The sequence below is a fragment of the Stenotrophomonas sp. Y-13 genome (genome assembly GCF_046267925.1).
Lineage (GTDB): Bacteria > Pseudomonadota > Gammaproteobacteria > Xanthomonadales > Xanthomonadaceae > Stenotrophomonas > Stenotrophomonas acidaminiphila_A.
In genome coordinates this window covers 1626641-1647195 of sequence record NZ_CP176501.1, presented here as the reverse complement: position 1 = coordinate 1647195, position 20555 = coordinate 1626641, and the positions used below count along the sequence as shown (strand labels likewise).

The 20555-nt window shown below is 70.5% G+C and carries 19 protein-coding genes and 2 tRNA genes; 19 read left to right on the top strand and 2 right to left on the bottom strand.

Features of this window, described 5'->3' with window-relative positions; genetic code table 11:
• Positions 1-33 precede the first annotated feature (33 nt).
• The 14 genes from ACJ7VY_RS07440 (at position 34) to ACJ7VY_RS07375 (ending at position 13531) form a co-directional block, all read left to right on the top strand.
• Positions 34-1077, top strand: a complete 1044-nt coding sequence (locus ACJ7VY_RS07440; RefSeq protein ID WP_312346532.1) for a DmsE family decaheme c-type cytochrome — start codon at positions 34-36, stop codon at positions 1075-1077.
• Positions 1078-1095: 18 nt separating this feature from the next.
• A complete protein-coding gene (locus tag ACJ7VY_RS07435) occupies positions 1096-3621 on the top strand; it encodes an MtrB/PioB family outer membrane beta-barrel protein (protein ID WP_409476699.1) in 2526 nt (841 codons plus the stop codon).
• A complete protein-coding gene (locus ACJ7VY_RS07430) occupies positions 3618-4370 on the top strand; it encodes a c-type cytochrome (RefSeq protein ID WP_313255595.1) in 753 nt (250 codons plus the stop codon). Before ACJ7VY_RS07435 ends, ACJ7VY_RS07430 begins: the two co-directional genes overlap by 4 nt.
• A gap of 134 nt (positions 4371-4504) precedes the next feature.
• Positions 4505-4960, top strand: coding sequence for an azurin (azu, locus tag ACJ7VY_RS07425; protein ID WP_409476698.1), 456 nt, complete (start codon positions 4505-4507; stop codon positions 4958-4960).
• A gap of 141 nt (positions 4961-5101) precedes the next feature.
• Complete coding sequence (gene ccmC, locus ACJ7VY_RS07420) at positions 5102-5854, top strand: heme ABC transporter permease CcmC (RefSeq protein ID WP_104938643.1); 753 nt, start codon at positions 5102-5104, stop codon at positions 5852-5854.
• Positions 5851-6030, top strand: a complete 180-nt coding sequence (ccmD, locus tag ACJ7VY_RS07415; protein WP_312346527.1) for a heme exporter protein CcmD — start codon at positions 5851-5853, stop codon at positions 6028-6030. The genes ccmC and ccmD overlap by 4 nt, the downstream gene beginning before the upstream one ends.
• Positions 6027-6494, top strand: coding sequence for a cytochrome c maturation protein CcmE (ccmE, locus tag ACJ7VY_RS07410; protein ID WP_313255597.1), 468 nt, complete (start codon positions 6027-6029; stop codon positions 6492-6494). The genes ccmD and ccmE overlap by 4 nt, the downstream gene beginning before the upstream one ends.
• Positions 6495-8423 carry a heme lyase CcmF/NrfE family subunit gene (locus tag ACJ7VY_RS07405; RefSeq protein ID WP_240212661.1) on the top strand — a complete coding sequence of 643 codons (1929 nt, stop codon included), beginning with the start codon at positions 6495-6497 and terminating at the stop codon, positions 8421-8423.
• Positions 8423-9025 (top strand): DsbE family thiol:disulfide interchange protein, encoded by a 603-nt coding sequence (locus ACJ7VY_RS07400; protein WP_104938639.1) that lies wholly within the window; start codon positions 8423-8425, stop codon positions 9023-9025. The genes ACJ7VY_RS07405 and ACJ7VY_RS07400 overlap by 1 nt, the downstream gene beginning before the upstream one ends.
• On the top strand, positions 9022-9474 hold the full coding sequence (locus tag ACJ7VY_RS07395) for a cytochrome c-type biogenesis protein (protein WP_293763358.1): 453 nt from the start codon (positions 9022-9024) through the stop codon (positions 9472-9474). The genes ACJ7VY_RS07400 and ACJ7VY_RS07395 overlap by 4 nt, the downstream gene beginning before the upstream one ends.
• A complete protein-coding gene (locus tag ACJ7VY_RS07390; RefSeq protein ID WP_409476697.1) occupies positions 9468-10481 on the top strand; it encodes a tetratricopeptide repeat protein in 1014 nt (337 codons plus the stop codon). The genes ACJ7VY_RS07395 and ACJ7VY_RS07390 overlap by 7 nt, the downstream gene beginning before the upstream one ends.
• A 22-nt stretch (positions 10482-10503) precedes the next feature.
• Positions 10504-11211, top strand: coding sequence for a class I SAM-dependent methyltransferase (locus ACJ7VY_RS07385; protein WP_409476696.1), 708 nt, complete (start codon positions 10504-10506; stop codon positions 11209-11211).
• A 185-nt stretch (positions 11212-11396) separates the two neighbouring features.
• On the top strand, positions 11397-12518 hold the full coding sequence (locus ACJ7VY_RS07380; RefSeq protein ID WP_313231632.1) for a homoserine O-acetyltransferase: 1122 nt from the start codon (positions 11397-11399) through the stop codon (positions 12516-12518).
• Positions 12519-12625: 107 nt separating this feature from the next.
• Positions 12626-13531 (top strand): DNA ligase, encoded by a 906-nt coding sequence (locus tag ACJ7VY_RS07375; protein WP_409476695.1) that lies wholly within the window; start codon positions 12626-12628, stop codon positions 13529-13531.
• Between the two features lie 150 nt (positions 13532-13681).
• Here the strand turns inward: ACJ7VY_RS07375 and cydC are convergent, their stop codons facing one another.
• Positions 13682-15370 carry a thiol reductant ABC exporter subunit CydC gene (cydC, locus tag ACJ7VY_RS07370; RefSeq protein WP_409476694.1) on the bottom strand — a complete coding sequence of 563 codons (1689 nt, stop codon included), beginning with the start codon at positions 15368-15370 and terminating at the stop codon, positions 13682-13684.
• A complete protein-coding gene (cydD, locus tag ACJ7VY_RS07365) occupies positions 15367-17073 on the bottom strand; it encodes a thiol reductant ABC exporter subunit CydD (RefSeq protein ID WP_409476693.1) in 1707 nt (568 codons plus the stop codon). The genes cydC and cydD overlap by 4 nt, the downstream gene beginning before the upstream one ends.
• A gap of 195 nt (positions 17074-17268) precedes the next feature.
• Here cydD and ACJ7VY_RS07360 point away from each other — a divergent pair, with 195 nt between their 5' ends.
• The 5 genes from ACJ7VY_RS07360 to ACJ7VY_RS07340 all read left to right on the top strand — a co-directional run bounded on the left by ACJ7VY_RS07360 (position 17269) and on the right by ACJ7VY_RS07340 (position 20517).
• Positions 17269-18837 (top strand): cytochrome ubiquinol oxidase subunit I, encoded by a 1569-nt coding sequence (locus tag ACJ7VY_RS07360; protein ID WP_161614792.1) that lies wholly within the window; start codon positions 17269-17271, stop codon positions 18835-18837.
• Positions 18838-18852: 15 nt separating this feature from the next.
• Positions 18853-20004: a cytochrome d ubiquinol oxidase subunit II gene (gene cydB / locus ACJ7VY_RS07355; protein ID WP_161614791.1), complete on the top strand. Its 1152-nt coding sequence runs from the start codon at positions 18853-18855 to the stop codon at positions 20002-20004.
• A 25-nt stretch (positions 20005-20029) separates the two neighbouring features.
• Positions 20030-20140, top strand: coding sequence for a cytochrome bd-I oxidase subunit CydX (gene cydX, locus ACJ7VY_RS07350; RefSeq protein WP_104938631.1), 111 nt, complete (start codon positions 20030-20032; stop codon positions 20138-20140).
• Positions 20141-20200: 60 nt separating this feature from the next.
• A tRNA-Pro gene (locus tag ACJ7VY_RS07345) sits at positions 20201-20277 on the top strand.
• 163 nt (positions 20278-20440) lie between these two features.
• Positions 20441-20517, top strand: a tRNA-Pro gene (locus tag ACJ7VY_RS07340).
• Positions 20518-20555 lie beyond the last annotated feature (38 nt).

Genomic DNA, 20555 nt, shown 5'->3' with positions numbered 1-20555 from the left:
ATCCCCCTTGGCAGGGGCAACAAGGAGAAGAACGTGCGGTTCTATCTCGCATCCGTATTGCTGCTTGCCGCCGCGTTGCTGGTTTCCGCGGCGTGGCTGGCCCCGGTCCAGGCCGGCGCCCCGGCACAGGCGGTCAAGCTCCCCGAGACCCGCTTCGCCTCCTCCGTTTCCGGGCATGGCTTCAACGCCCCGCCCGGCTTCGCCGACGCGGTGCCCGCGCGCAACACGGCGCACCCCGAGGCCAAGCCGGTCGGCGAACAGGTCTGCACGGCCTGCCATGCCAAGGAGAGCGACAACTTCGCGCACACCGCGCATGCGCTGGGCATGCAGGTGGCGCTGGCCGCCAATCCGGCCACCGCCACCTGCGAGGCCTGCCATGGCCCAGGCTCGGTGCATGCGGCCAACCCGACCGCCAAGGGCGCGATCATCGCCTTCACCCACGAGGGCGGCACGCCCGTGGCCAACCAGACCGAAAGCTGCCTGGGCTGCCATTCCGGCGGCCCGCGCGACACATGGCTGGGCTCGATCCACCAGCGCAACGAGCTGTCGTGCAGCGACTGCCACAATCCCATGCAGAAATTCTCCGCCGAAGGCCTGACTGCCAAGCAGTCGGTGAGCGAGACCTGCGCCACCTGCCACAAGGACATCCGCCAGCAGTTCAACCGCCGCTCGCACATGCCGCTGCCGGAAGGCCAGATCAGCTGCGTGGACTGCCACAATCCGCACGGCACGCTCAACGCCACCCTGCTCAAGACCGACACGGTCAACGAGACCTGCTACCAGTGCCACGCCGAAAAACGCGGGCCGTTCCTGTTCGAACACGCGCCGGTGCGCGAGAGCTGCCTCAACTGCCACCAGGTGCATGGTTCCAACCAGCACGCCCTGCTGGTCGCTCCGATCCCGATGCTGTGCCAGCAGTGCCATTCGCACACCCGCCACCCCAATGACCTGCAGACGGCGTTGTCGCTCGGCAATGGCGTGACACCGGACGAACGCCTGATGGGCCGCGGCTGCATCACCTGCCACGCGCAGGTCCACGGCTCCAATCACCCCTCCGGCCCACGCCTGCACAAGTAACGGGAGGACGCCATGCACATGTGGAAACGCCCCCATGCCTGCCGCTGGCCGCTGCTGCCCCTCGTCCTGCTGGCCGCGCTGGCACGGGCACAGGACAGTGGCGCCGGCATCGACCTGCAGTTCGGCAACTGGCTGGACCCGTCCGGCCGCGTCGGTTGGCGCGGCTGCGACCCGGACGGCACCAGCTGGCTGACGGCGACCCCCAAGCGCACGCCAACCGGCTTCCTGTATGGCTGCAACCCGCAGGTGCCGGCGTTGAAGCCGGCCGGCGACGGTGGCTGGCAGTGGTCGGGCGACGTCGCACTGGGCTACCTGCACGTCAGCGGCGACACCGCCAATACCAACTGGCGGCGGTTCCGCAACCCGGACGACGGTCTGCTGCTGCAGGCCGACTTCAGCCTGCGCCGCGCCAGCGACGGCCGTTATGCCGACCTGCGCCTGAGCCGGCTGGACCGGGACAACCAGTATTACCGCGCGTTGTTCGGCCAGGCCGGGCGCTACCGGGTGCAGGCCTTCATGCGCAGCTCGCCCAACGTGCTCAGTGGCAACGCGCGCTCGATCTGGGACGGCGTGGGCAGCGACCGGCTCACGCTCAAGCCGGGGCTCGCCGCGGCCGGCAGCAGTCCGGCGCAGGTCGCGGCCGTTTCCGCCGCGCAGCCGCCGATCACCCTGGCCGTGGTGCGCGACAAACAGGGCGTCAGCATCAACTACCTGCTCAATCCGCGCTGGACCACCTATGCGAGCCTCACCCACGAGGAGCGCAAGGGTGCGCGCCCGTTCGGCGGCCCGTTCTTCTTCAACTACCCGTTCGCCAACAACGGCGGCATCTACGAGATCCCGCGCCCGATCGACGACAGCACGCTCAACTTCAGCGGCGGCTTCCGCTTCGTCGGCAACCTGTGGCGCAGCGAGTTCAGCTACACCGGCTCGCTGTTCCGCCATGCCCAGCGCAGTTTCAGTTACGCGGTGCCGTTCGCGGTCGGCTCGGTGGCCGGGGCCAATTCGCCCCCGCTGTACCAGGGCTCGTTCGCCTACGAGCCCGACAACGACTACCACCGGCTTGGCGCCAGCGTGAGCCGCCGGCTGCCGGCGTGGAAGGGCGATTTCACCCTCGCCGCGTCGTTGAGCACGATGCGCCAGAACGACCGCCTGTTGCCACCGATGGATTGCCAGGGGCAGTTCGGCCAGGACCTGGCGCCGCCGTTCCTGGCCAATTGCGCCGACTGGAACACCACCGCCGCGCTGTCGCGCGACCGCGCCGACATGGCGATCAACAACCAGAAGCTCGACGCGCGCCTGGTGCTGCAGCCGCTGGACGGCCTGACCTGGCGCAGCACCGCGCGCTACCTGCGCGAGGACTACGCCGGCACCTACTGGTCGTACAACCCACTGACCGACCAGTGGGGCTACATCGCCGAGAACGGCGCGCAGGGCTCAGTGGTGCCCGGCGAGATGGGCCTATGGGACCCCGGCGCCAACCGCTCGGTGCTCACCCGCATCCGCAACCTGCCGCTGGACAAGGAAACCCGCGAGCTCTCCACCGGCCTGGACTGGCGCCCGTCGCCACGCAACACGCTCGGCGCCACCTACACCTTCACCTGGATCGAGCGTGCGCACCGCGAGGTCGCCACCACCCGCGACAACATGCTCAGGCTGAGCTGGAACAACCGCACCGCCGACTGGCTCACCCTGCGCGCCAACTACAGCTGGCTGGACCGCGGTGGCAGCCGCTACTACTACGACCCGTACGAGTTCACTTTCTCCAGTTCGCTGCCGGGCTTCGTCGAACCCACCGGGGGCCTGCCGCCGCACACGGTCGCGGCGCTGCGCAAATACGACATCGCCTCGCGTACCCAGCACAAGCTGGACCTGATGGCGACCTTCATCCTGCCGCGCGACATGACCGTCTACGTCTCCGCGCGCGCGGACCGCAACCACTACGATGCACGGATCGGGCGGCAGAAGCTGGACAGCTATGCCACCAGCGTGCAGTGGGAATGGCAGCCGGACCCGGACACCACCGCCAGCGCCTGGTACGGCCACGACCGCTCCGAGCTGGTATTCGCCAATGTCAACGATGCCGTCGGCAGCGACCCGCAGCTCGGCGGCCCCACCTATCCCGAGGCCAACCGCTGGTGGATGGACGATACCCAGCGCAACCACTATGCCGGGCTGAACCTCAGCCGCCGGCTCGGCCGCGCCAGCCTGGACCTGGCCTGGAACTGGACGTCCTCGCGCGGGCGCACCGGCTACCGCATGAATTCGCCCGGCGCGCTCACCGTGCCGGCCAACGCGGCGCTGGCCAGCGGCAGCTACCCGGTGATGGTCTACCGGGTCAACTCGCTCACCGCCGGGCTGTCGATGCCGCTGGGCCAGCGCGTGCGGCTGCGCGTGTTCGACACCTGGGAGCGCGGCAACCTCTCGGACTGGCACTACTTCGGCTTCGAGGACACGCTGGTCTACGACCACCGCGTGTACGTCGATGGCGGCCCGTCGAGTTACCGCGTCAACCTGCTGGGAATGATGCTGGAGGTGGCGCTATGAAATGCCCCCTGCTCCCGCTGGTGCTTGCCGGCGGCCTGGCCGGCCTGGCCCCTGTCGCCAGCGGCGCGGACGGCGACGCGCCTGCGGCCACCCTGCATCCGCGCTACCTCGACCTGCGCGCGGTCCCGCGCATCAGTGGCGACGCGGCCGCCGGCAAGCGGAAATCGCAGGTCTGCGGCGCCTGCCACGGCGACGACGGCGGCGGCACCGCGCCGCCGTTCCCCAATATCGGCGGGCAGCGCGCCGACTTCGCCTACTGGCAACTGGTCGAGCTGAAGCGCGGGCGCCATCTGTCACCGATGACGCCCCTGGTCAGTACCCTCGACGACCAGGACATGCGCGACCTGGCGGCCTATTACGCCAGCCTGCCGCTGCCCGCGGCGCGGGCCGGCACCGGCGACACGCCCGCCGAACCGGTGGACGCCGCGCTGCTCGAACGCGGCCGGGCGCTCTATCTGCACGGTGATGCCGCCAAGGGCATCCCCCCGTGCCAGGGCTGCCACGGCGCCGATGCCCGCGGCATGCGCGATGCCGATGTCGCCGACCGCAACGGGCGCACGCCGTACGCCACCTTCCCGGTCCTGCGCGGCCAGCAGGCGGCCTACCTGCAGAGCAAGCTGGCTGAATACCGCGAAGGCGACCTGCACGACTCCACCAGCGACTTCATCATGGGCGGCATCGGCCGGCGGCTGGACGCGGACAGCATCCAGGCCGTCTCGTCCTGGCTTTCCAGCCTGGGTGAGGACTGAGCATGCACGATGCGGCGCAGGCCGCCCCCCCCCCCTGCGACATCACGTCGCTTGTCAACCCGAAACGCCGGCGACAGCATGGCCGGCCATCCGCCCGTAGCGGCGGCCCCTCCCCGTAGACAGGAGCTTTGACGATGTTCCGCAAACTGATCCTCGCTTCCACCCTGGCCCTCGGCGCCGCCGGTGCCGCCCAGGCCGCCGGCAGCTGCTCGGTGAACCTGGAAGGCAACGACGCCATGCGCTACAACATGGCCAACATCGACGTGCCCAAGAGCTGCGCCAGTTTCACCGTCAACCTCAAGCACACCGGCAAAATGGCCAAGAACGTGATGGGCCACAACGTGGTCGTCGCCAAGACCGCCGACATGGCCGGCATCGACGCCGACGGCATCAAGGCCGGGCTGGCCGCCGACTACATCAAGGCCGGGGACACCCGGGTCATCGCCCACAGCAAGGTGGTCGGCGGCGGCGAAAGCACCTCGTTCAGCATTCCGGTGACCAAGCTCACCGCGGCCGGCGCGCCGCTGTCGTTCTTCTGCAGCTTCCCCGGCCACGCGGCGCTGATGAAGGGCACGCTCACCCTGAAGTGACCGCCACGGCGCGGGCTGGCCGTGCCAACTGCGCCGTCTTGGGCTAATCTTCACGAGCCGCCGGGCGCACGTGCTTCGCGGTGCCCGGCAACGGGGTGGATGGGGTCCACCCCGCCATCGTTTTCCTCGACGAGCGAGCGGATGTTCAAAGGTTTGCCAGGTTGGTTCCATCGGCTGGGGTCCCCTGCCTATTTCGACGCTTTCGCCGCCCGTTGGTCGCCATGGTGTTACGTGGCCTCGCTGCCGTTGTTCGCCTTCGGCCTGTGGCAGGCGCTGGCGGTGGTGCCGGCCGACTACCAGCAGGGCGACAGCTTCCGCATCCTCTATATCCACGTGCCCTCGGCCTGGATGAGCCTGTTCGTGTTCGGGCTGATGGCGCTCTACAGCACCATCGCCCTGGTCTGGCGGGTCAAGCTGTGCGAGATCCTGGCCATGGCCTGCGCGCCGATCGGCGCCGCCTTCACCCTCATCACCCTGCTCACCGGCAGCATCTGGGGCAAGCCGATGTGGGGCACCTGGTGGGACTGGGACCCGCGCCTGACCACCGAGCTGATCCTGCTGTTCCTGTACCTGGGGGTGATGGGCCTGTACGGCGCCATCGACGACCGCCGCGCCGCCGCGCGCGCCGCCGGACTGCTGTCCATCGTCGGCGTGGTGCTGCTGCCGGTCATCCGCTATTCGGTGGTGTGGTGGAACTCGCTGCACCAGGGCCAGACCATCCGCATGTTCGGCGAATCCAGCATGGACGGCAGCATGATCCTGCCGCTGTGGCTGATGGTGCTGGCCACCAAGTTCTGGTTCGCCGGCTCGCTGCTGGCCCGCGCCCGTGCCGACAACCTGCGCCGCGAGGCCGGCAAGGCCTGGGTACGCGAGCGCGTGGAGAAACTGACATGACCTATTTCCAGTACGTCGCCCTGGCCTACGCGGTGTTCTTCGTGGTCCTGGCCTGGGACTTCGCCATCCCGCGCCTGCAGGTGCGGCGGCAGCTGCGCGAGGTACGCAACCGCCTGGCGCGCGCCAGCCGCACTGCCGCGGCCGCCGCGTCCGGCGACCAGGAACTGAGCCGATGAGTCCGGTCCAACGCCGCCGCCTGCTGCTGGTGCTGCTGGTGCTTGCCGTGGCCGGCATCGCCGCCGCGCTGGTGGCCACCGCCCTGCAGCGCAATATCGCCTACCTGTACACCCCGGCCGAGGTGAAGGCCGGCAAGGTCGCGCCCGACGCCCGCTTCCGGCTCGGCGGCATGGTCGCCAAGGGCTCGTTCCAGCGCGCCCCGGGCGCACTGCTGGCGCGCTTCGAGGTGACCGACGGCGACGCGCAGCTGCCGGTGACCTACGACAAGATCCTGCCGGACCTGTTCCGCGAGGGCCAGGCGGTGGTCGCCACCGGGCGCATGGCCAGCGGCGTGTTCGTGGCCGAGGAGGTCCTGGCCAAGCACGACGAGACCTACATGCCCAAGGAACTGGCCGACAAGATGGGCGTGGCCCACGACAAGCACCAGGTCCCGGCCACGGCCACCCCGGCGGAGTCGCGCTGAGTGCTCGCCGAGATCGGACAGGTCCTGCTGATCCTCGCGCTGCTGGCGGCACTGCTGCAGAGCGTCCTGCCGCTGGTCGGCGCGCAGCGCGGCATCGCCCCGTTCGTCGCCATCGCCCGCCCCGCCGCCCTGCTGCAGCTGACCGCGGTGCTGGGCGCGTTCGTGGTGCTGACCCTGGCCTTCGTGCGCCAGGATTTCTCGCTGCGCTACGTGGCCGAGAACTCCAATTCGCTGCTGCCGGTGATCTACCGTTATTCGGCGGTGTGGGGCGCGCACGAAGGCTCGCTGCTGCTGTGGACCCTGGTGCTGGCGCTGTGGACCGCGGCGGTGGCCGGGTTCTCGCGGCGCCTGCCGCCGGTGGTGATGGCGCGGGTGCTGGCGGTGATGGGCCTGATCAGCGTGGGCTTCCTGGCCTTCCTGCTGTTCACCTCCAACCCGTTCGAGCGGCTGCTGCCGGCGCCGGTCGAGGGCCGCGACCTGAACCCGCTGCTGCAGGACCCCGGCCTGATCATCCACCCGCCGATGCTCTACCTGGGCTATGTCGGGTTCGCGGTACCGTTCGCCTTCGCCGTCGCCGCCCTGCTCGACGGCCACATCGACGTGCGCTGGCTGCGCTGGACCCGGCCGTGGACCAACGTGGCCTGGGCCTTCCTCACCCTGGGCATCGCCCTGGGCAGCTGGTGGGCGTACTACGAACTGGGCTGGGGCGGCTGGTGGTTCTGGGACCCGGTGGAGAACGCCAGCTTCATGCCCTGGCTGGCCGGCGCGGCGCTGCTGCATTCGCAGGCCGCCACGGAAAAGCGCGGCGTGTTCATCGGCTGGACCCTGCTGCTGGCCATCACCGCGTTCGCACTGTCGCTGCTCGGCACCTTCCTGGTGCGTTCGGGCGTGCTCACCAGCGTGCACTCGTTCGCCGCCGACCCCGCGCGCGGCCTGTTCATCCTGGTGTTCCTGGCGCTGGTGATCGGCGGCGCGCTGCTGCTCTACGCGCTGCGGGCCCCGGCCATGGGCGGCCCGGCCGATCCGCGCCGCGCCTACGCGCTCAATTCGCGCGAAGGCCTGCTGCTGGCCAACAACCTGCTGCTCAGCTGCGCCTGCGCCATGGTGCTGCTGGGCACGCTGTATCCGTTGCTGGCCGACGCGCTGGACCTGGGCAAGGTCTCGGTGGGACCGCCCTACTTCGGCACGCTGTTCCTGCTGCTGATGGCGCCGCTGGTGCTGCTGCTGCCGTTCGGCCCGCTGACCCGCTGGCAGCGCGAGCAGGGGCTGCGGCCGCTTGCGCTGCTGGCGCCCTGGGCGGTGCTGGCGCTGCTGCTGGGCGTGGTGGGCTGGTTCATGGCACCGCAGGGCAAGCTCAAGACCGCCGCCGGCATCGCCGCCGCGGCGTGGGTGGCGGCCGGCACCGGGTACGTGCTGTGGCAGCGCCTGCGCGGTGGCGGACGCCCCAACGCCGAAACCTGGGGCATGCTGATCGCCCATGCCGGCATCGCCGTGTTCCTGGTCGGCGCGCTGCTGGTGGAGGCGCTGAGCATCCAGCATGAGGTGGCACTGGCGCCGGGCGGCACGGTCGAGGCCGGCGGCTACCGCCTGGCATTCGAGGGCGTGGATGCCAGCGACGGCCCCAATTACCACTCCGACCGCGGCCACGTGCGTGTGTTCCGCGGCGACCGCGAGGTCGCGCTGCTGCACCCGGAAAAACGCATGTACGCCAGCGGCGGCATGCCGATGACCGAGGCCGGCATCCATCCGGCGCTGGGCGGCGATGTGTATGTTGCGCTCGGCGAGTCGCTGGGCGATGGTGCCTGGGCGGTCCGCGTGCAGGTCAAGCCCTTCGTCCGCTGGATCTGGCTGGGCGCGCTGCTGATGGCCCTGGGCGGCTTCGTCACCGCCGTCGACCGCCGCTTCCGCCGGCTGCCCGAGAAACCCTGATGTCCGACACGCCTTCCAATCCGAATCCCCACCGCCTGCCACCGGTCGCGCTGATCATCGGCGCGCTGTTCTTCCTCGGCCTGGTCGGGCTGATGCTCTATGGCGTCAGCCGTTCCGACCGGCCCGACCGCGACAGCCTGCCGTCGGCGCTGATCGGCAAGCCGGCACCGGATTTCTCGCTGCCGGTGCTGCACGACCCGACCGTCAAGGTCAGCGGCCACGACCTGCGCGGCGCGCCGTACCTGCTCAACGTGTGGGGCAGCTGGTGCCCGACCTGCCGTGACGAACACCCGATCCTCACCCGCTTCGCCGAGACCAAGCGCGTGCGCGTGATCGGCTACAACTGGAAGGACGCGCCCGCCGACGCCCTGCGCTGGCTGGAGCAGCTGGGCAACCCCTACATGGTGGTGTTGGCCGACGAGGAAGGCCGCACCGCGCTGGACTGGGGTATCGCCGCCGCGCCGGAAACCTTCCTGGTGGACGGCAGCGGCATCGTGCGCTGGAAGTACAGCGGCGCCATCACCCAGGACGTACTCGACCGGCAGCTGATCCCGGCGCTGGAGAAGATCGAGGCCGGGGCTGGCGGGAAGCGCGCGCGATGACGCGGCTGGCGGCCATGCTGCTGGCGCTGTGCCTGCCGTGGCTGGCGATGGCGCAGCCGATGGGCGACCCGGCCCCGCTGCAGTACCGCGACCGCGCCGAGGAGGCGCGCTTCCACGCGCTGGCCGCCGAGCTGCGCTGCGTGCAGTGCCAGAACCAGTCGCTGGCCGACTCCAACGCGCAGATCGCCCACGACCTGCGCCGCGAAGTGCTGAACCTGATGCGCGAAGGCCGCAGCGATGCGCAGATCAAGCAGTTCCTGGTCGAGCGCTACGGCGAATTCGTGCTCTATCGCCCGCGCATGGAAGGCAGCACCCTGCTGTTGTGGCTGGGCCCGGGCGTGTTGCTGCTGGCTGGCGCGGGGCTGCTCTACGCGCATGTGAAGCGGCGCGGCCGCGCCCTGCCCGCGCCTGCGGCCGACGATGCGAACCAGGACGAACGCGAATGGTGAAAGCGGTATTTCTGTCGCTGGCCGCACTGCTGGCCGCCGTCGCCGGCGGCGCCATGCTGTGGCCGCTGCTGCGCGCCGGCAAGCGCGCGATCTGGGGCACCCTGGCCGGCGCCATGGCGGTGGCCACCGTGGGCCTGTACCTGTGGCTGGGCACACCGGCGGCGCTGCAGGCGCCGGATACCGCGCCACCGCAGACCCTCGAGCAGGCGGTCGCCCAGTTGCGCACGGTGCTGGAAGCGCACCCCGAGCGCGCCGAAGGCTGGGTCCTGCTGGCACGTTCGGAGCTCGAACTCGGGCGCGTGGCCGAGGCCGCCGCCTCGTTCGAGCGCGCGTTGAAGCTGGATCCCGACCAGCCGGAACTGCTGGTCGAAGCCGCGCAGGCGCGCGCCCGCGCGCATCCGAAGATGCTGTTCGACGACACCGGCGTGGCATGGCTGCAACGTGCCCGCAAGGTGGCGCCGGACAACCAGCGCGCGCTCTGGCTGACCGGCATCGTGCAGCGCCAGCGTGGCGAGAACGAAGCCGCCGTGCGCACCTGGGAAAGCCTGCTGCCGCGGCTGGATCCCAACGCCGCCGCCGCGTTGCGCGAACAGATCGACGCCGCCCGCGCCGACGCCGGCATGCCGCCGTCGACGCCCGCCGCGGCCAGCGGTGCCGCCGGCGCCCATGCGATCACCGTCGAGGTCACGCTGTCGCCGTCGCTGCAGGCCCGCGCCGCCACCGGCAAGGACACCGTGTTCGTCATCGCCCGGGTCCCCGGTGGCCCGCCGATGCCGGTCGCGGTCGAGCGGCATCCGGCGCAGGCCGGGCCGCTCACCGTCACCCTGGACGACGCCGACAGCCCGATGCCCACGCAGAAGCTTTCCGCGCTGGGCGAGGTCGAGGTGTTCGCGCGGCTGTCCGCCAGCGGCACCGCGATGCGCCAGGACGGTGACGTGGAGTCGCTACCGGTCAGGGTCGCCCTGCCCGCGAGCGGACCGCTGCGGATCACGCTCGGCCAACCGTGACCCGGCCGCAGGCGCGCAGGCCGTGAACCAGAACGAGATCACGCGACTGTTCGACCAGCAGGCAGCCGGCTACGACGCGCAGTGGGCCAGGACCCACCCGATCCGCGACTGCCTGCACCTGCTGCTGGATTCGGCCTTCGCCGCACTGCCCGCGGATGCCCGCATCCTCTGTGTCGGGGCCGGTACCGGCGCGGAACTGCTGCATTTGGCCCGCAACCACCCCGGCTGGCAGTTCACCGCGGTGGAACCGTCCGGCGCGATGCTCGCCCTGTGCCGCCAGGCCGCCGCGAGGGAGAACCTGTCGGCGCGCTGCCACTTCCATGAAGGCTACCTGGAATCGCTGCCCGACAGCGGCCGCTTCGACGCGGCCACCTGCTTCCTGGTCTCCCAGTTCATTCTCGATACGACGCTCCGCACCGGCTTCTTCCGGGAAATCGCGCACCGGCTCGCGCCGGGCGCAATCCTCGCCAGCTCCGACCTGGCCGCGGACGTGCAGTCGCCCCCCTACGACGTGCTCCTGCGCGCGTGGATGAACATGATGGCCGCGGCCGAGGTTTCCGCCGACGCCATGCAACGCATGCGCGATGCCTATGCCCGGGACGTCGGGATACTGCCGCCGGGGCAGATCGCCGCGCTCATCGCCGCGGGTGGTTTCCAGCCCCCGGTGCGGTTCTTCCAGGCCGGGCTGATCCACGGCTGGCTGTCCAGGCGCGACGATCACGCCGGCTGAGCCCGGCCCGCGCCGGCAGCCGACGCCCCGCGGCGCCCGCCCTGTCGTTCCGGCTGCTGGCGCCGCCCCGTGGCGGTTGCAGCGGCGGCATTACCCACGGCCGTGGTAACCACGGCTCATGCCCTGATAACGCCGGGGCATCGCCTGCCATCCCCGTATCGGCGCACGGCCGGTAGAATCGGCCGATGACCGAGTTCATCCCCGAAGGCAGCCGCTTCCACGCTCTGGCCTCGCCGTTCCCGATGAAGCGCGGCGGCCAGTTGCACGGCGCGCGCATCGCCTACGAAACCTGGGGCACGCTGGCCGCCGATGCCGGCAACGCCATCCTGATCGTCACCGGGCTGTCGCCCGATGCCCACGCCGCCAGCCATCCCGGCAACCCCGCGCCCGGCTGGTGGGAGCCCATGCTCGGCCCCGGCAAGCCGATCGATACCGGACGCTGGTTCGTGGTCTGCGTCAACTCGCTGGGCAGCTGCAAGGGCTCCACCGGCCCGGCGTCGCTGGACCCGGCGACCGGCCGGCCCTACCGGCTGTCGTTCCCGGAGTTGTCGGTGGAGGACATCGCCAACGCCGCGGCCGAGGTGGTGCGCGCGCTCGGGATCCAACAGCTGGCCTGCCTGGTCGGCAACTCGATGGGCGGCATGACCGCACTGGCGCTGCTGCTGCAGCATCCGGGCATCGCCCGCACCCACATCAACATTTCCGGCAGCGCGCAGGCGCTGCCCTTCTCCATCGCCATCCGCTCGCTGCAGCGCGAGGCCATCCGCCTGGACCCGGCCTGGAACGGCGGCGATTACGACGACGCCCATTACCCGGAATCGGGCATGCGCATGGCGCGCAAGCTGGGCGTCATCACCTACCGCTCGGCGCTGGAATGGGACGGGCGTTTCGGCCGGGTGCGGCTGGATTCGGAGCAGGGCGACGACGATCCGTTCGGCCTCGAGTTCCAGGTGGAAAGCTACCTCGAAGGCCACGCGCGCCGCTTCGTGCGCCGTTTCGACCCCAACTGCTACCTGTACCTGGGCCGCGCGATGGACTGGTTCGACCTGGCCGAGTACGGCGCCGGCGACGTCATGGCCGGGCTGGCGAAGATCCACGTGCAGCGCGCACTGGCCATCGGTGCCAACACCGACATCCTGTTTCCGGTCGAGCAGCAGCAGCAGATCGCCGACGGCCTGCGCGCCGGTGGCGCCGACGCCCAGTTCATCGGCATGGACTCGCCGCAGGGCCATGATGCGTTCCTCGTGGACTACGACCGCTACGGCCCAGCCGTGCGCGGTTTCCTGGACACCCTGCGCGGTTCCTGACCCACGCTGCGGCGTGGCAGGTCCCTACACCCTGCCGGCGCCGCGCCCGATCCAACCATCCCCTGCGCCGCGCGCACGCTGTTACTCCAGTCATTCCTGGAGCCAGCATGCGCCGCCTGTGGACCCTGCTGCTGTACCTGTTGCTGCTGCCCCGCACCGAGGCAGCGGCGGTACCTTCACCGATGCTGGCCAGCCAGTGGCGCGACGGGCCGGACGTCTCCCGCTACTGGGTCAGCGAGAAGCTCGACGGCGTCCGCGCGCGCTGGGACGGGCACGCCTTGTGGACCCGCGCCGGCCACCGCATCGACGCCCCGGACGGATTCACCCGCGGCTGGCCGCCGCAGCCCCTGGACGGCGAGCTGTGGGCAGGGCGCGGCCGCTTCGAACACGCCAGCAGCAGCGTGCGCCGCTATCCGCCCGACGCGGATGACTGGCGAAGCCTGCGGCTGATGGTCTTCGACCTGCCCGGGCACGGCGGCACCTTCAGCCAGCGCCTGGCGGCGCTGCGCGCCCTCGTCGAAGAGGCCGCCTCGCCGACCCTGGCGCTCGTCCCGCAACAGCGCATCGCCGATACCGGCACGCTGCATCGCCATCTGACCGCCATCGTGGCGGCCGGCGGCGAAGGGCTGATGCTGCATCACCAGGACAACCACTACATCGCTGGCCGCAGTAGCGGCCTGCTCAAGCTCAAATCCTGGAACGACGCCGACGCGCGGGTGGTCGCGCACCTGCCCGGCAAGGGCAAGTACGCCGGCCTGCTCGGCGCGCTGCTGGTGGAGCGCGCCGACGGCGCCCGCTTCCGCATCGGCAGCGGCTTCAAGGATGCCCAGCGCATGGCGCCGCCGGCGATCGGCAGCCTGGTCACCTACCGCTACAACGGCTTGACCCGCAACGGCCTGCCGCGCTTCGCGCGCTTCCTGCGCGTACGCGAACCCGCCGCCGCCAGCACCGCGCCCCACGACCGGCGGCCGCCACTTCCGCCCCCCACGGTCGACGGCACGCGCTATCGATGACCGCAACCAGGTCCCCGCATGCGCAGGGCGCCGGTCATCACCCCCGCGCGGCGTGCCGCGCAAGACCGCCACGGCATGCCCCGGAGCGAGATATCACGCGCGCCCCGCGGCGCGCCGGCGGTACTGGCCGGCGCGATCCCTGCGCCGGCCTCAGCCCTGCGCCCCGCCGTCCACGGGCAACAGGCGCCCGCGCTGCAACCGGTACTGGCGGTGCACTACCCCGTCGGGCAGATGCCCGTGGGTGATCATCAGCAGGCTGCGCGGGCCCAGGGCGGCCGCCATGTCGACCAGCAGCGCGTCGGCGGTATCCACGTCCAGGCCTTCGGTCGGCTCGTCCAGCACCATCAACGGCGCGTCGCGCAGCAGCGCACGCGCCAACGCCAGGCGCCGCGCCTGGCCCGCGGACAGGTTGGCGGCGTTCTCGCCGACCCACGCCGCCAACCCGCCCTGGCGGCGCGCCCAGTCGCCCAGCCGTACCTGTTCGAGCACCGCCCACAGCCGTGCGTCGTCGGCCAGCGGCTGGCCCAGCCGCAGGTTGTCGGCGATGCTGCCGGCGAACACCGGCGCGCCCTGCGGCAGCCAGGCGACATGCCGATGCCAATCGGCCTGGGCGACGTCGCGCAGGTCGACCCCGCCCCAGCGCACCGCGCCCGCCTGCGGATCCCACAGGCGCAGCAACAGCGCCGACAACGTGGTCTTGCCGCAACCGCTGTCACCACCGATGGCGATGCGTTCGCCGGGCCGCAGTTGCAGGTCGATGCCATCGAGCAGGCGCCGGGACTCGCCAGGCCAGGCGAACACCACCTGCTCGAACGACAGCGTGGCCGGCGGTGCCGGCAGCGGGCGCGGCCGCGCCGGGTCGGATACCGAGGACGGCTGGTCGACGATGGCCTGCAGCCGTCCGGCCGATACGCGCGCCGACTGCAGCGCCTGCCAGGCCAGCCCGCAGCCGGCGGCGACTTCCAGCAGTGCCACGGTCAGGAACACCAGCGTGGCGGCCAGCGGCGCCGTCACCTTGCCGTCCTGGAAGGCGGAAAGCGCCAGCCACAGCATCGCCAGCAGGCCCAGCCCGGCGCAGGCCGAATGCAGCATGTTGCCGGCGATCAGCCGGCCGCGGCGGCGGTGGTCGTCGCCGCCAAGCTGGCGCGCGGCGGCGTCGACGCGCGCGCACCAGGCGTCGCGCGCCTCCAGCGCGGCGAGGTCGGCCGCGCCCTCCAGGCCTTCGTAGGCGAGCGTACGCAGCCGCGCACGATGCCGCGCGCGCGCGGCCTCACCGGCATCGCCGCGGCGCACGGCCAGCAACGGCACGCCGATGCCGACCAGCAGCGACAGCAGCAGCAACAGCGCGGCCGCGGGCCAATGGATGCTGGCGGCCACGGCGATGCAGGCCAGCGCGATGCCGGCCAGCGCCAGCAGCGGCCCCACCGCCCGCACCAGCAGGCCATCCACTTCGCCGATGTCGGACATCAACCGCGCCAGCAGTTCGCCGGTGCGCGTGCCCCCCAGGCGCGCCGGCGCCAGCGGCAACGCGCGCCGGAAGAACCAGACCCGCAGGTCGCGGGCGATGCGCAGGGTCGCGTCGTGGCCGACCAGCTTCTCGAAGTAACGCGAGACGATGCGCACGAAGGTCAATGCGCGGATCCCCGCCGACGGCGAGAAGAAGTTGAAGGTGGCGCCGGCGCCCAGCGCCCCGGCCAGCGCCGCGGCGGTCAGGAACCCGCCGGACAGCCCCAGCAGGCCGACGCCGGCCAGCATCGTCACCAGCAGCAGCATCACCGCCAGCAGCAGGCGGCCGCGATGCCGGGCGAACACCGCGCGCAGGGAATCGCCGCCGCTCATGCGCGCACCGCCTCATCCAGCCGCACCACCCGATCGGCCCATTGCATCGCCGCTGCGCTGTGGGTGGCCATCAGCACCGCGCGGCCACGGGTGAAGCAGGCCAGCGACTGCAGCAGGTCGGCCTCGGTTCGCGGATCCAGGAAAGCGGTGGGCTCGTCCAGCAGCAGCAGGTCGGGATCACGCAGCAGCAGCCGCGCCAGCCCGATGCGGCGGGCCTCGCCGCCGGACAGGCCGAAACCGCGCTCGCCGATCACCGTATCCAGCCCCTGCGGCAACTGTGCGGCGAAGCGCATCACCTGCGCGGCCTCGGCCACCGCGCGCAGCCGCGCGTCGCTGGCGCCCGGGTCGGCCAGGCGCAGGTTGTCGGCGATGGAACCGTGGAACAGGTACGGGCGCTGCCCGGCGTAACCCACGCGCGCGCCGTCGCGCAGCACGATGCGCCCCCCGCGCGGCGGCAGCCAGCCCGCCAGCGCCTCCAGCACGGTGCTCTTGCCGCTGCCGCTGGGCCCGACCAGCGCCAGGCGCTGCCCGCCATCGATGTCCAGCGAGAAATCCGCCACCACGTCGTGACCCGCGCCGATGGGACGCAGCACCAGCGACGACGCGACCAGCAGCGGCGCCCGCGCCTGTGCCGGCTCCGGCACCCGCGCGGGCGGCGCGGGCACGCTGGCGTCCGCCGCCGTCGGGTCGCCGCCGTCGAGCAGGCGCTCGACCTCGGTGGCGGCCGCCAGCGCGTTGGCGCGGTCATGGTAATGCGCGGCCAACCGCCGCAGCGGCGCATAGAACTCCGGCGCCAGCAGCAGGCAGAACACGCCCGCGCCCAGCGTCGGCACCGTGGCATGCAGCGACAGCATCCCCAGGTAGCTCAGCCCCAGGTACAGCGCCACCATCGCCACGCTCACCGAGGCGAAGAACTCGAGCACGGTGGATGACAGGAAGGCGATGCGCAGCACCTTCATCGTGCGCACGCGCACGCCCTCGGCCGCGGTGGCGATGCCGGCCAGCTCGTCCTCGCCGCGCCCATACAGGCGCAACAGGCCAAGCCCCTTGATGCGGTCGGCGAAGTGCCCGCCCATGCGCGCCAGCTCCTGCAGCTGCTCGCGGCCGGCGGCTTCGGCGCCCAGCCCCACCAGCATCATGAACACCGGCACCAACGGCCCGGTGCACAGCAGGATCAGCGCCACCGTCCAGTCGACCCAGGCCACGGCCGCCACGATCAGCAGCGGCACCACCATCACTTCGGCCCGGACCGGCTGGAACCCGGCGTAGTAGCCCTCGATGGCATCGCCATGGGCGAGCAGCAGCTCGCCCAGCTCGCCGCTGCGCTGGCGCCGCAGCCACAGCGGCCCGCGGCCGAGCAGGCGCCGGTAGACCTGCTCGCGCAACGCCAGCCGCGCGGCGTCGGCCACTTCGCCGGCCGCTTTCTGCGCCAGCCCGCCCAGCGCGCTGCGCAGCAGCAGGACCAGCGCCAGCGCGGCGAACACCTGCGCAAGCGATGCCAGCGGACGGTGTTCGACCAGCACGGCCTGGATCAGCCAGGCGATCGCCCCGGCCTGCGCCACCAGCAGGGCGCCGGACAGGCAGGCGGCCAGCGCCGCGACCCGCTGCTGCCCGCGCGCCGCGCCGGCCAGCGCGGTCAGCCATTGCTGGTGCCGGCGGCGCCGTTGGCGGGCGGCGTCGGCCGGGGGGGAAACTTCACTCAAGACGGGCAACCTGCAGGAGGGAATCGATTCGCCGGAACGTGCATGATCGCATCCGCGCGCGCGGCACGTTCACCGCTGCGACGCCATGTCGCATTGATCCAGGTCAAGGGCGGGATCACCATTCATTATTGAAAATTCACGACCACTCCCCCTTCACTCCCCCATGATGCACGCAATCCGCAAGGTAGCCAGGCCATGATCGATACGACCGTCGTAGAACTGTCGCGGCTGCAGTTCGCGCTCACCGCGATGTACCACTTCCTCTTCGTCCCGCTCACGCTGGGGCTTTCGTTCCTGATCGCGATCATGGAAAGCGTCTATGTCATGACCGGCAAGGACGTCTGGCGCCGGATGACGCTGTTCTGGGGCGTGCTGTTCGGCATCAACTTCGCCATGGGCGTGGGTACCGGCATCGTGATGGAGTTCCAGTTCGGCATGAACTGGTCCTACTACAGCCATTACGTGGGCGACATCTTCGGTGCGCCGCTGGCCATCGAAGGGTTGATGGCGTTCTTCCTGGAAGCCACCTTCATCGGCCTGTTCTTCTTCGGCTGGGGTCGCCTGAGCAGGGTCCAGCACCTGACCGTGACCTGGCTGATGGCACTGGGCACCAACCTGTCGGCGCTGTGGATCCTGATCGCCAACGGCTGGATGCAGAACCCGGTCGGGGCGGTGTTCAACCCCGAAACCATGCGCATGGAAGTCGTGGACTTCATGGCGGTGCTGTTCAACCCGGTGGCGCAGGCCAAGTTCGTGCACACGGTGTCGGCCGGCTACGTCACCGGCGCGGTGTTCGTCATGTCGATCAGCGCCTTCTACCTGCTGCGCAACCGCCACCATGACGTCGCCCGCCGCTCGTTCGCGGTGGCCGCCGCGTTCGGCCTGCTGTCCTCGCTGTCGGTGGTGGTGCTCGGCGACGAGAGCGGCTATGCCGCCAACGAGCACCAGAAGATGAAGCTGGCCGCCATCGAGGCGATGTGGGAGACCGAGCGCGCCCCGGCCGACTTCACCGCGTTCGGCATTCCCAACCAGCAGACCCACCAGAACGACTACGCGATCAAGATTCCCTACCTGATGGGGCTGATCGCCACCCGCTCGCTGGACCAGCCGATCCCCGGCATCCTGGAGCTGGTCGAGCGCGCCGAACACCGCATCCGCGGCGGCCAGCTGGCCTACGGCGCGCTGGAACGCATCCGCGCCAACAAGAACGACCGCGAGGCGCGGGAAATGTTCGACCGGCACTGGCAGGACCTGGGCCATGGCCTGCTGCTCAAGCGCTACCGCGACGACATCCTCAACGCCACGCCGCAGGAAATCTCGCAGGCGGCCATGGATACCGTGCCGCGGGTCCTGCCGCTGTTCTGGACGTTCCGGGTGATGGCCGGCCTGGGCTTCTACCTGATCGCCTTCTTCGCGGTGGCGTTCTACTACTCCTGCCGCCACAACTTCCAGGACAAGCGCACCTTCCTGAAGATCGCGCTGTGGACGTTGCCGGCACCGTGGATCGCGATCGAATGCGGCTGGTTCATCGCCGAGTACGGGCGGCAGCCGTGGGCGGTGGAAGGCGTGCTGCCCACCTTCTACGCCGCCTCGGGCCTGGCCCTGCACCAGATCGTGCTGACCCTGGCCGGGTTCGTGGCCCTGTATACGGTACTGATGATCATCGAGATCAAGCTGATGCTGAAGGCCATCCGCAAGGGCCCGGGCGACGCCCTGCCCGCGCCGCAGCCGTCCGTTTCCCACCATGCCGCCGGCCAGGCCTGAGGCAGGAGCACACTCATGGATTTCATTCTTCTGGACTACACCACGCTGCGCGTGATCTGGTGGCTGCTGCTGGGCGTGCTGCTGGTCGGTTTCGCGGTGATGGACGGTTTCGACCTGGGCGTGGGCACGCTGCTGCCGTTCGTGGCCAGGACCGACGAGGAACGCCGGCTGGTGATCAACACGGTCGGCCCGGTATGGGAAGGCAACCAGGTGTGGCTGATCCTGGGCGGCGGCGCGATCTTCGCCGCGTGGCCGCCGCTGTACGCGGTCAGCTTCTCCGGCTTCTACCTGGCGATGTTCGTGATCCTGTTCGCACTGATCCTGCGCCCGGTCGGCTTCAAGTACCGCGGCAAGCTGCAGAGCCAGGCATGGCGCGACAACTGGGACCGCGCGCTGTTCATCGGCGGCTTCGTGCCGGCGCTGATCATGGGCGTGGCCGTGGGCAACGTGCTGCTCGGCGTGCCGTTCCACTTCGACGACAGCCAGCGCGTGTTCTACACCGGCAGCTTCTTCGGCCTGCTGACCCCGTTCGCCCTGCTGGCCGGCCTGCTCAGCGTGGCCATGCTGGTCGCCCACGGCGCGTCGATGCTGGTGCTCAAGACCGACGGCCCGGTGGCCGAACGCTCCGCGCGCCTGGGCAGCATCGCCGCGTTGGTCAGCTTCGCGCTGTTCGCCGCCGGCGGCGCGTGGGTGGCGCTGGGCCTGCCCGGCTATGCGATCACCTCGCCGCTGGTCACCGACGGCGCCAGCAACCCGCTGCTCAAGAGCGTGGAGATCACCGCCGCCGGTGGCTGGCTGCACAATTACTCCAGCATGCCGGCCACGCTGCTCGCGCCGGCGGCCGGCCTGCTCGGCGCGCTCGCCGCGGCGGTGTTGCTGCGCAGGCGTCGCGGTGGACTTGCGTTCATCGCCTCGGGTACGTCGATCGCCGGCATCATCCTCACCGTGGGCTTCGCGGCCTTCCCGTTCCTGCTGCCGTCCTCCAGCCAGCCCGGCTCCAGCCTGGTTGCCTGGGATGCCTCGTCCAGCCACCTGACCCTGTGGATCATGCTGCTGGCCACGGTGCTGCTGCTGCCCATCGTCATCGCCTACACCATCTGGGTGTACCGCGTGCTCAAGGGCAAGACCACGCTGCAGGAAATGGGCGACAACCCCAACGCCTACTGACAACGACACACCAAGGAGTTCCCCCATGTGGTATTTCGCCTGGATTCTCGGCGTCGGCCTGGCCTCCACCGCCGCCATCCTCAACGGCATGTGGTTCGAAGCCCGCGAACAGCGCAGGATCGAAGAAAAGCGATAGGAAAACACGCCCGCGGTATTGCAAGAATGCGTGCCGGGGAGTATCTTTCCGCCTCCTTCGCGGGGTGTAGCTCAGTCTGGTAGAGCGCTACGTTCGGGACGTAGAGGTCGCAGGTTCGAATCCTGTCTCCCCGACCAAAGGTCGAAACACGCAAGCCCGGCCGACGGCAACGTCGGCCGGGCTTTTTCGTGGGCCAAGCACCGCCGCCGGGCACGGTGCCGGACGCCTGGCGACAGCCCCGCGGCGGCAATGAAAACAGTTGCACGCACCCTGCCTCGCCGCTATCATAGGCGGCTCCTTCGGGGTGTAGCTCAGTCTGGTAGAGCGCTACGTTCGGGACGTAGAGGTCGCAGGTTCGAATCCTGTCTCCCCGACCAGTTCGACAGAAGCCGGCCTTGTGCCGGCTTTCGTCTTT

Coding starts and splice junctions, on each gene's coding strand:
- azu (WP_409476698.1), top strand. CDS start 4,505: ATGTTCCGCAAACTGATCCTCGCTTCCACCCTGGCCCTCGGCGCCGCC.
- ccmC (WP_104938643.1), top strand. CDS start 5,102: ATGTTCAAAGGTTTGCCAGGTTGGTTCCATCGGCTGGGGTCCCCTGCC.
- cydX (WP_104938631.1), top strand. CDS start 20,030: ATGTGGTATTTCGCCTGGATTCTCGGCGTCGGCCTGGCCTCCACCGCC.
- ACJ7VY_RS07395 (WP_293763358.1), top strand. CDS start 9,022: ATGACGCGGCTGGCGGCCATGCTGCTGGCGCTGTGCCTGCCGTGGCTG.
- ACJ7VY_RS07430 (WP_313255595.1), top strand. CDS start 3,618: ATGAAATGCCCCCTGCTCCCGCTGGTGCTTGCCGGCGGCCTGGCCGGC.
- ACJ7VY_RS07360 (WP_161614792.1), top strand. CDS start 17,269: ATGATCGATACGACCGTCGTAGAACTGTCGCGGCTGCAGTTCGCGCTC.
- ccmD (WP_312346527.1), top strand. CDS start 5,851: ATGACCTATTTCCAGTACGTCGCCCTGGCCTACGCGGTGTTCTTCGTG.
- ACJ7VY_RS07435 (WP_409476699.1), top strand. CDS start 1,096: ATGTGGAAACGCCCCCATGCCTGCCGCTGGCCGCTGCTGCCCCTCGTC.
- ccmE (WP_313255597.1), top strand. CDS start 6,027: ATGAGTCCGGTCCAACGCCGCCGCCTGCTGCTGGTGCTGCTGGTGCTT.
- ACJ7VY_RS07380 (WP_313231632.1), top strand. CDS start 11,397: ATGACCGAGTTCATCCCCGAAGGCAGCCGCTTCCACGCTCTGGCCTCG.
- cydC (WP_409476694.1), bottom strand. CDS start 15,370: ATGAGCGGCGGCGATTCCCTGCGCGCGGTGTTCGCCCGGCATCGCGGC.
- ACJ7VY_RS07390 (WP_409476697.1), top strand. CDS start 9,468: ATGGTGAAAGCGGTATTTCTGTCGCTGGCCGCACTGCTGGCCGCCGTC.
- cydB (WP_161614791.1), top strand. CDS start 18,853: ATGGATTTCATTCTTCTGGACTACACCACGCTGCGCGTGATCTGGTGG.
- ACJ7VY_RS07375 (WP_409476695.1), top strand. CDS start 12,626: ATGCGCCGCCTGTGGACCCTGCTGCTGTACCTGTTGCTGCTGCCCCGC.
- ACJ7VY_RS07400 (WP_104938639.1), top strand. CDS start 8,423: ATGTCCGACACGCCTTCCAATCCGAATCCCCACCGCCTGCCACCGGTC.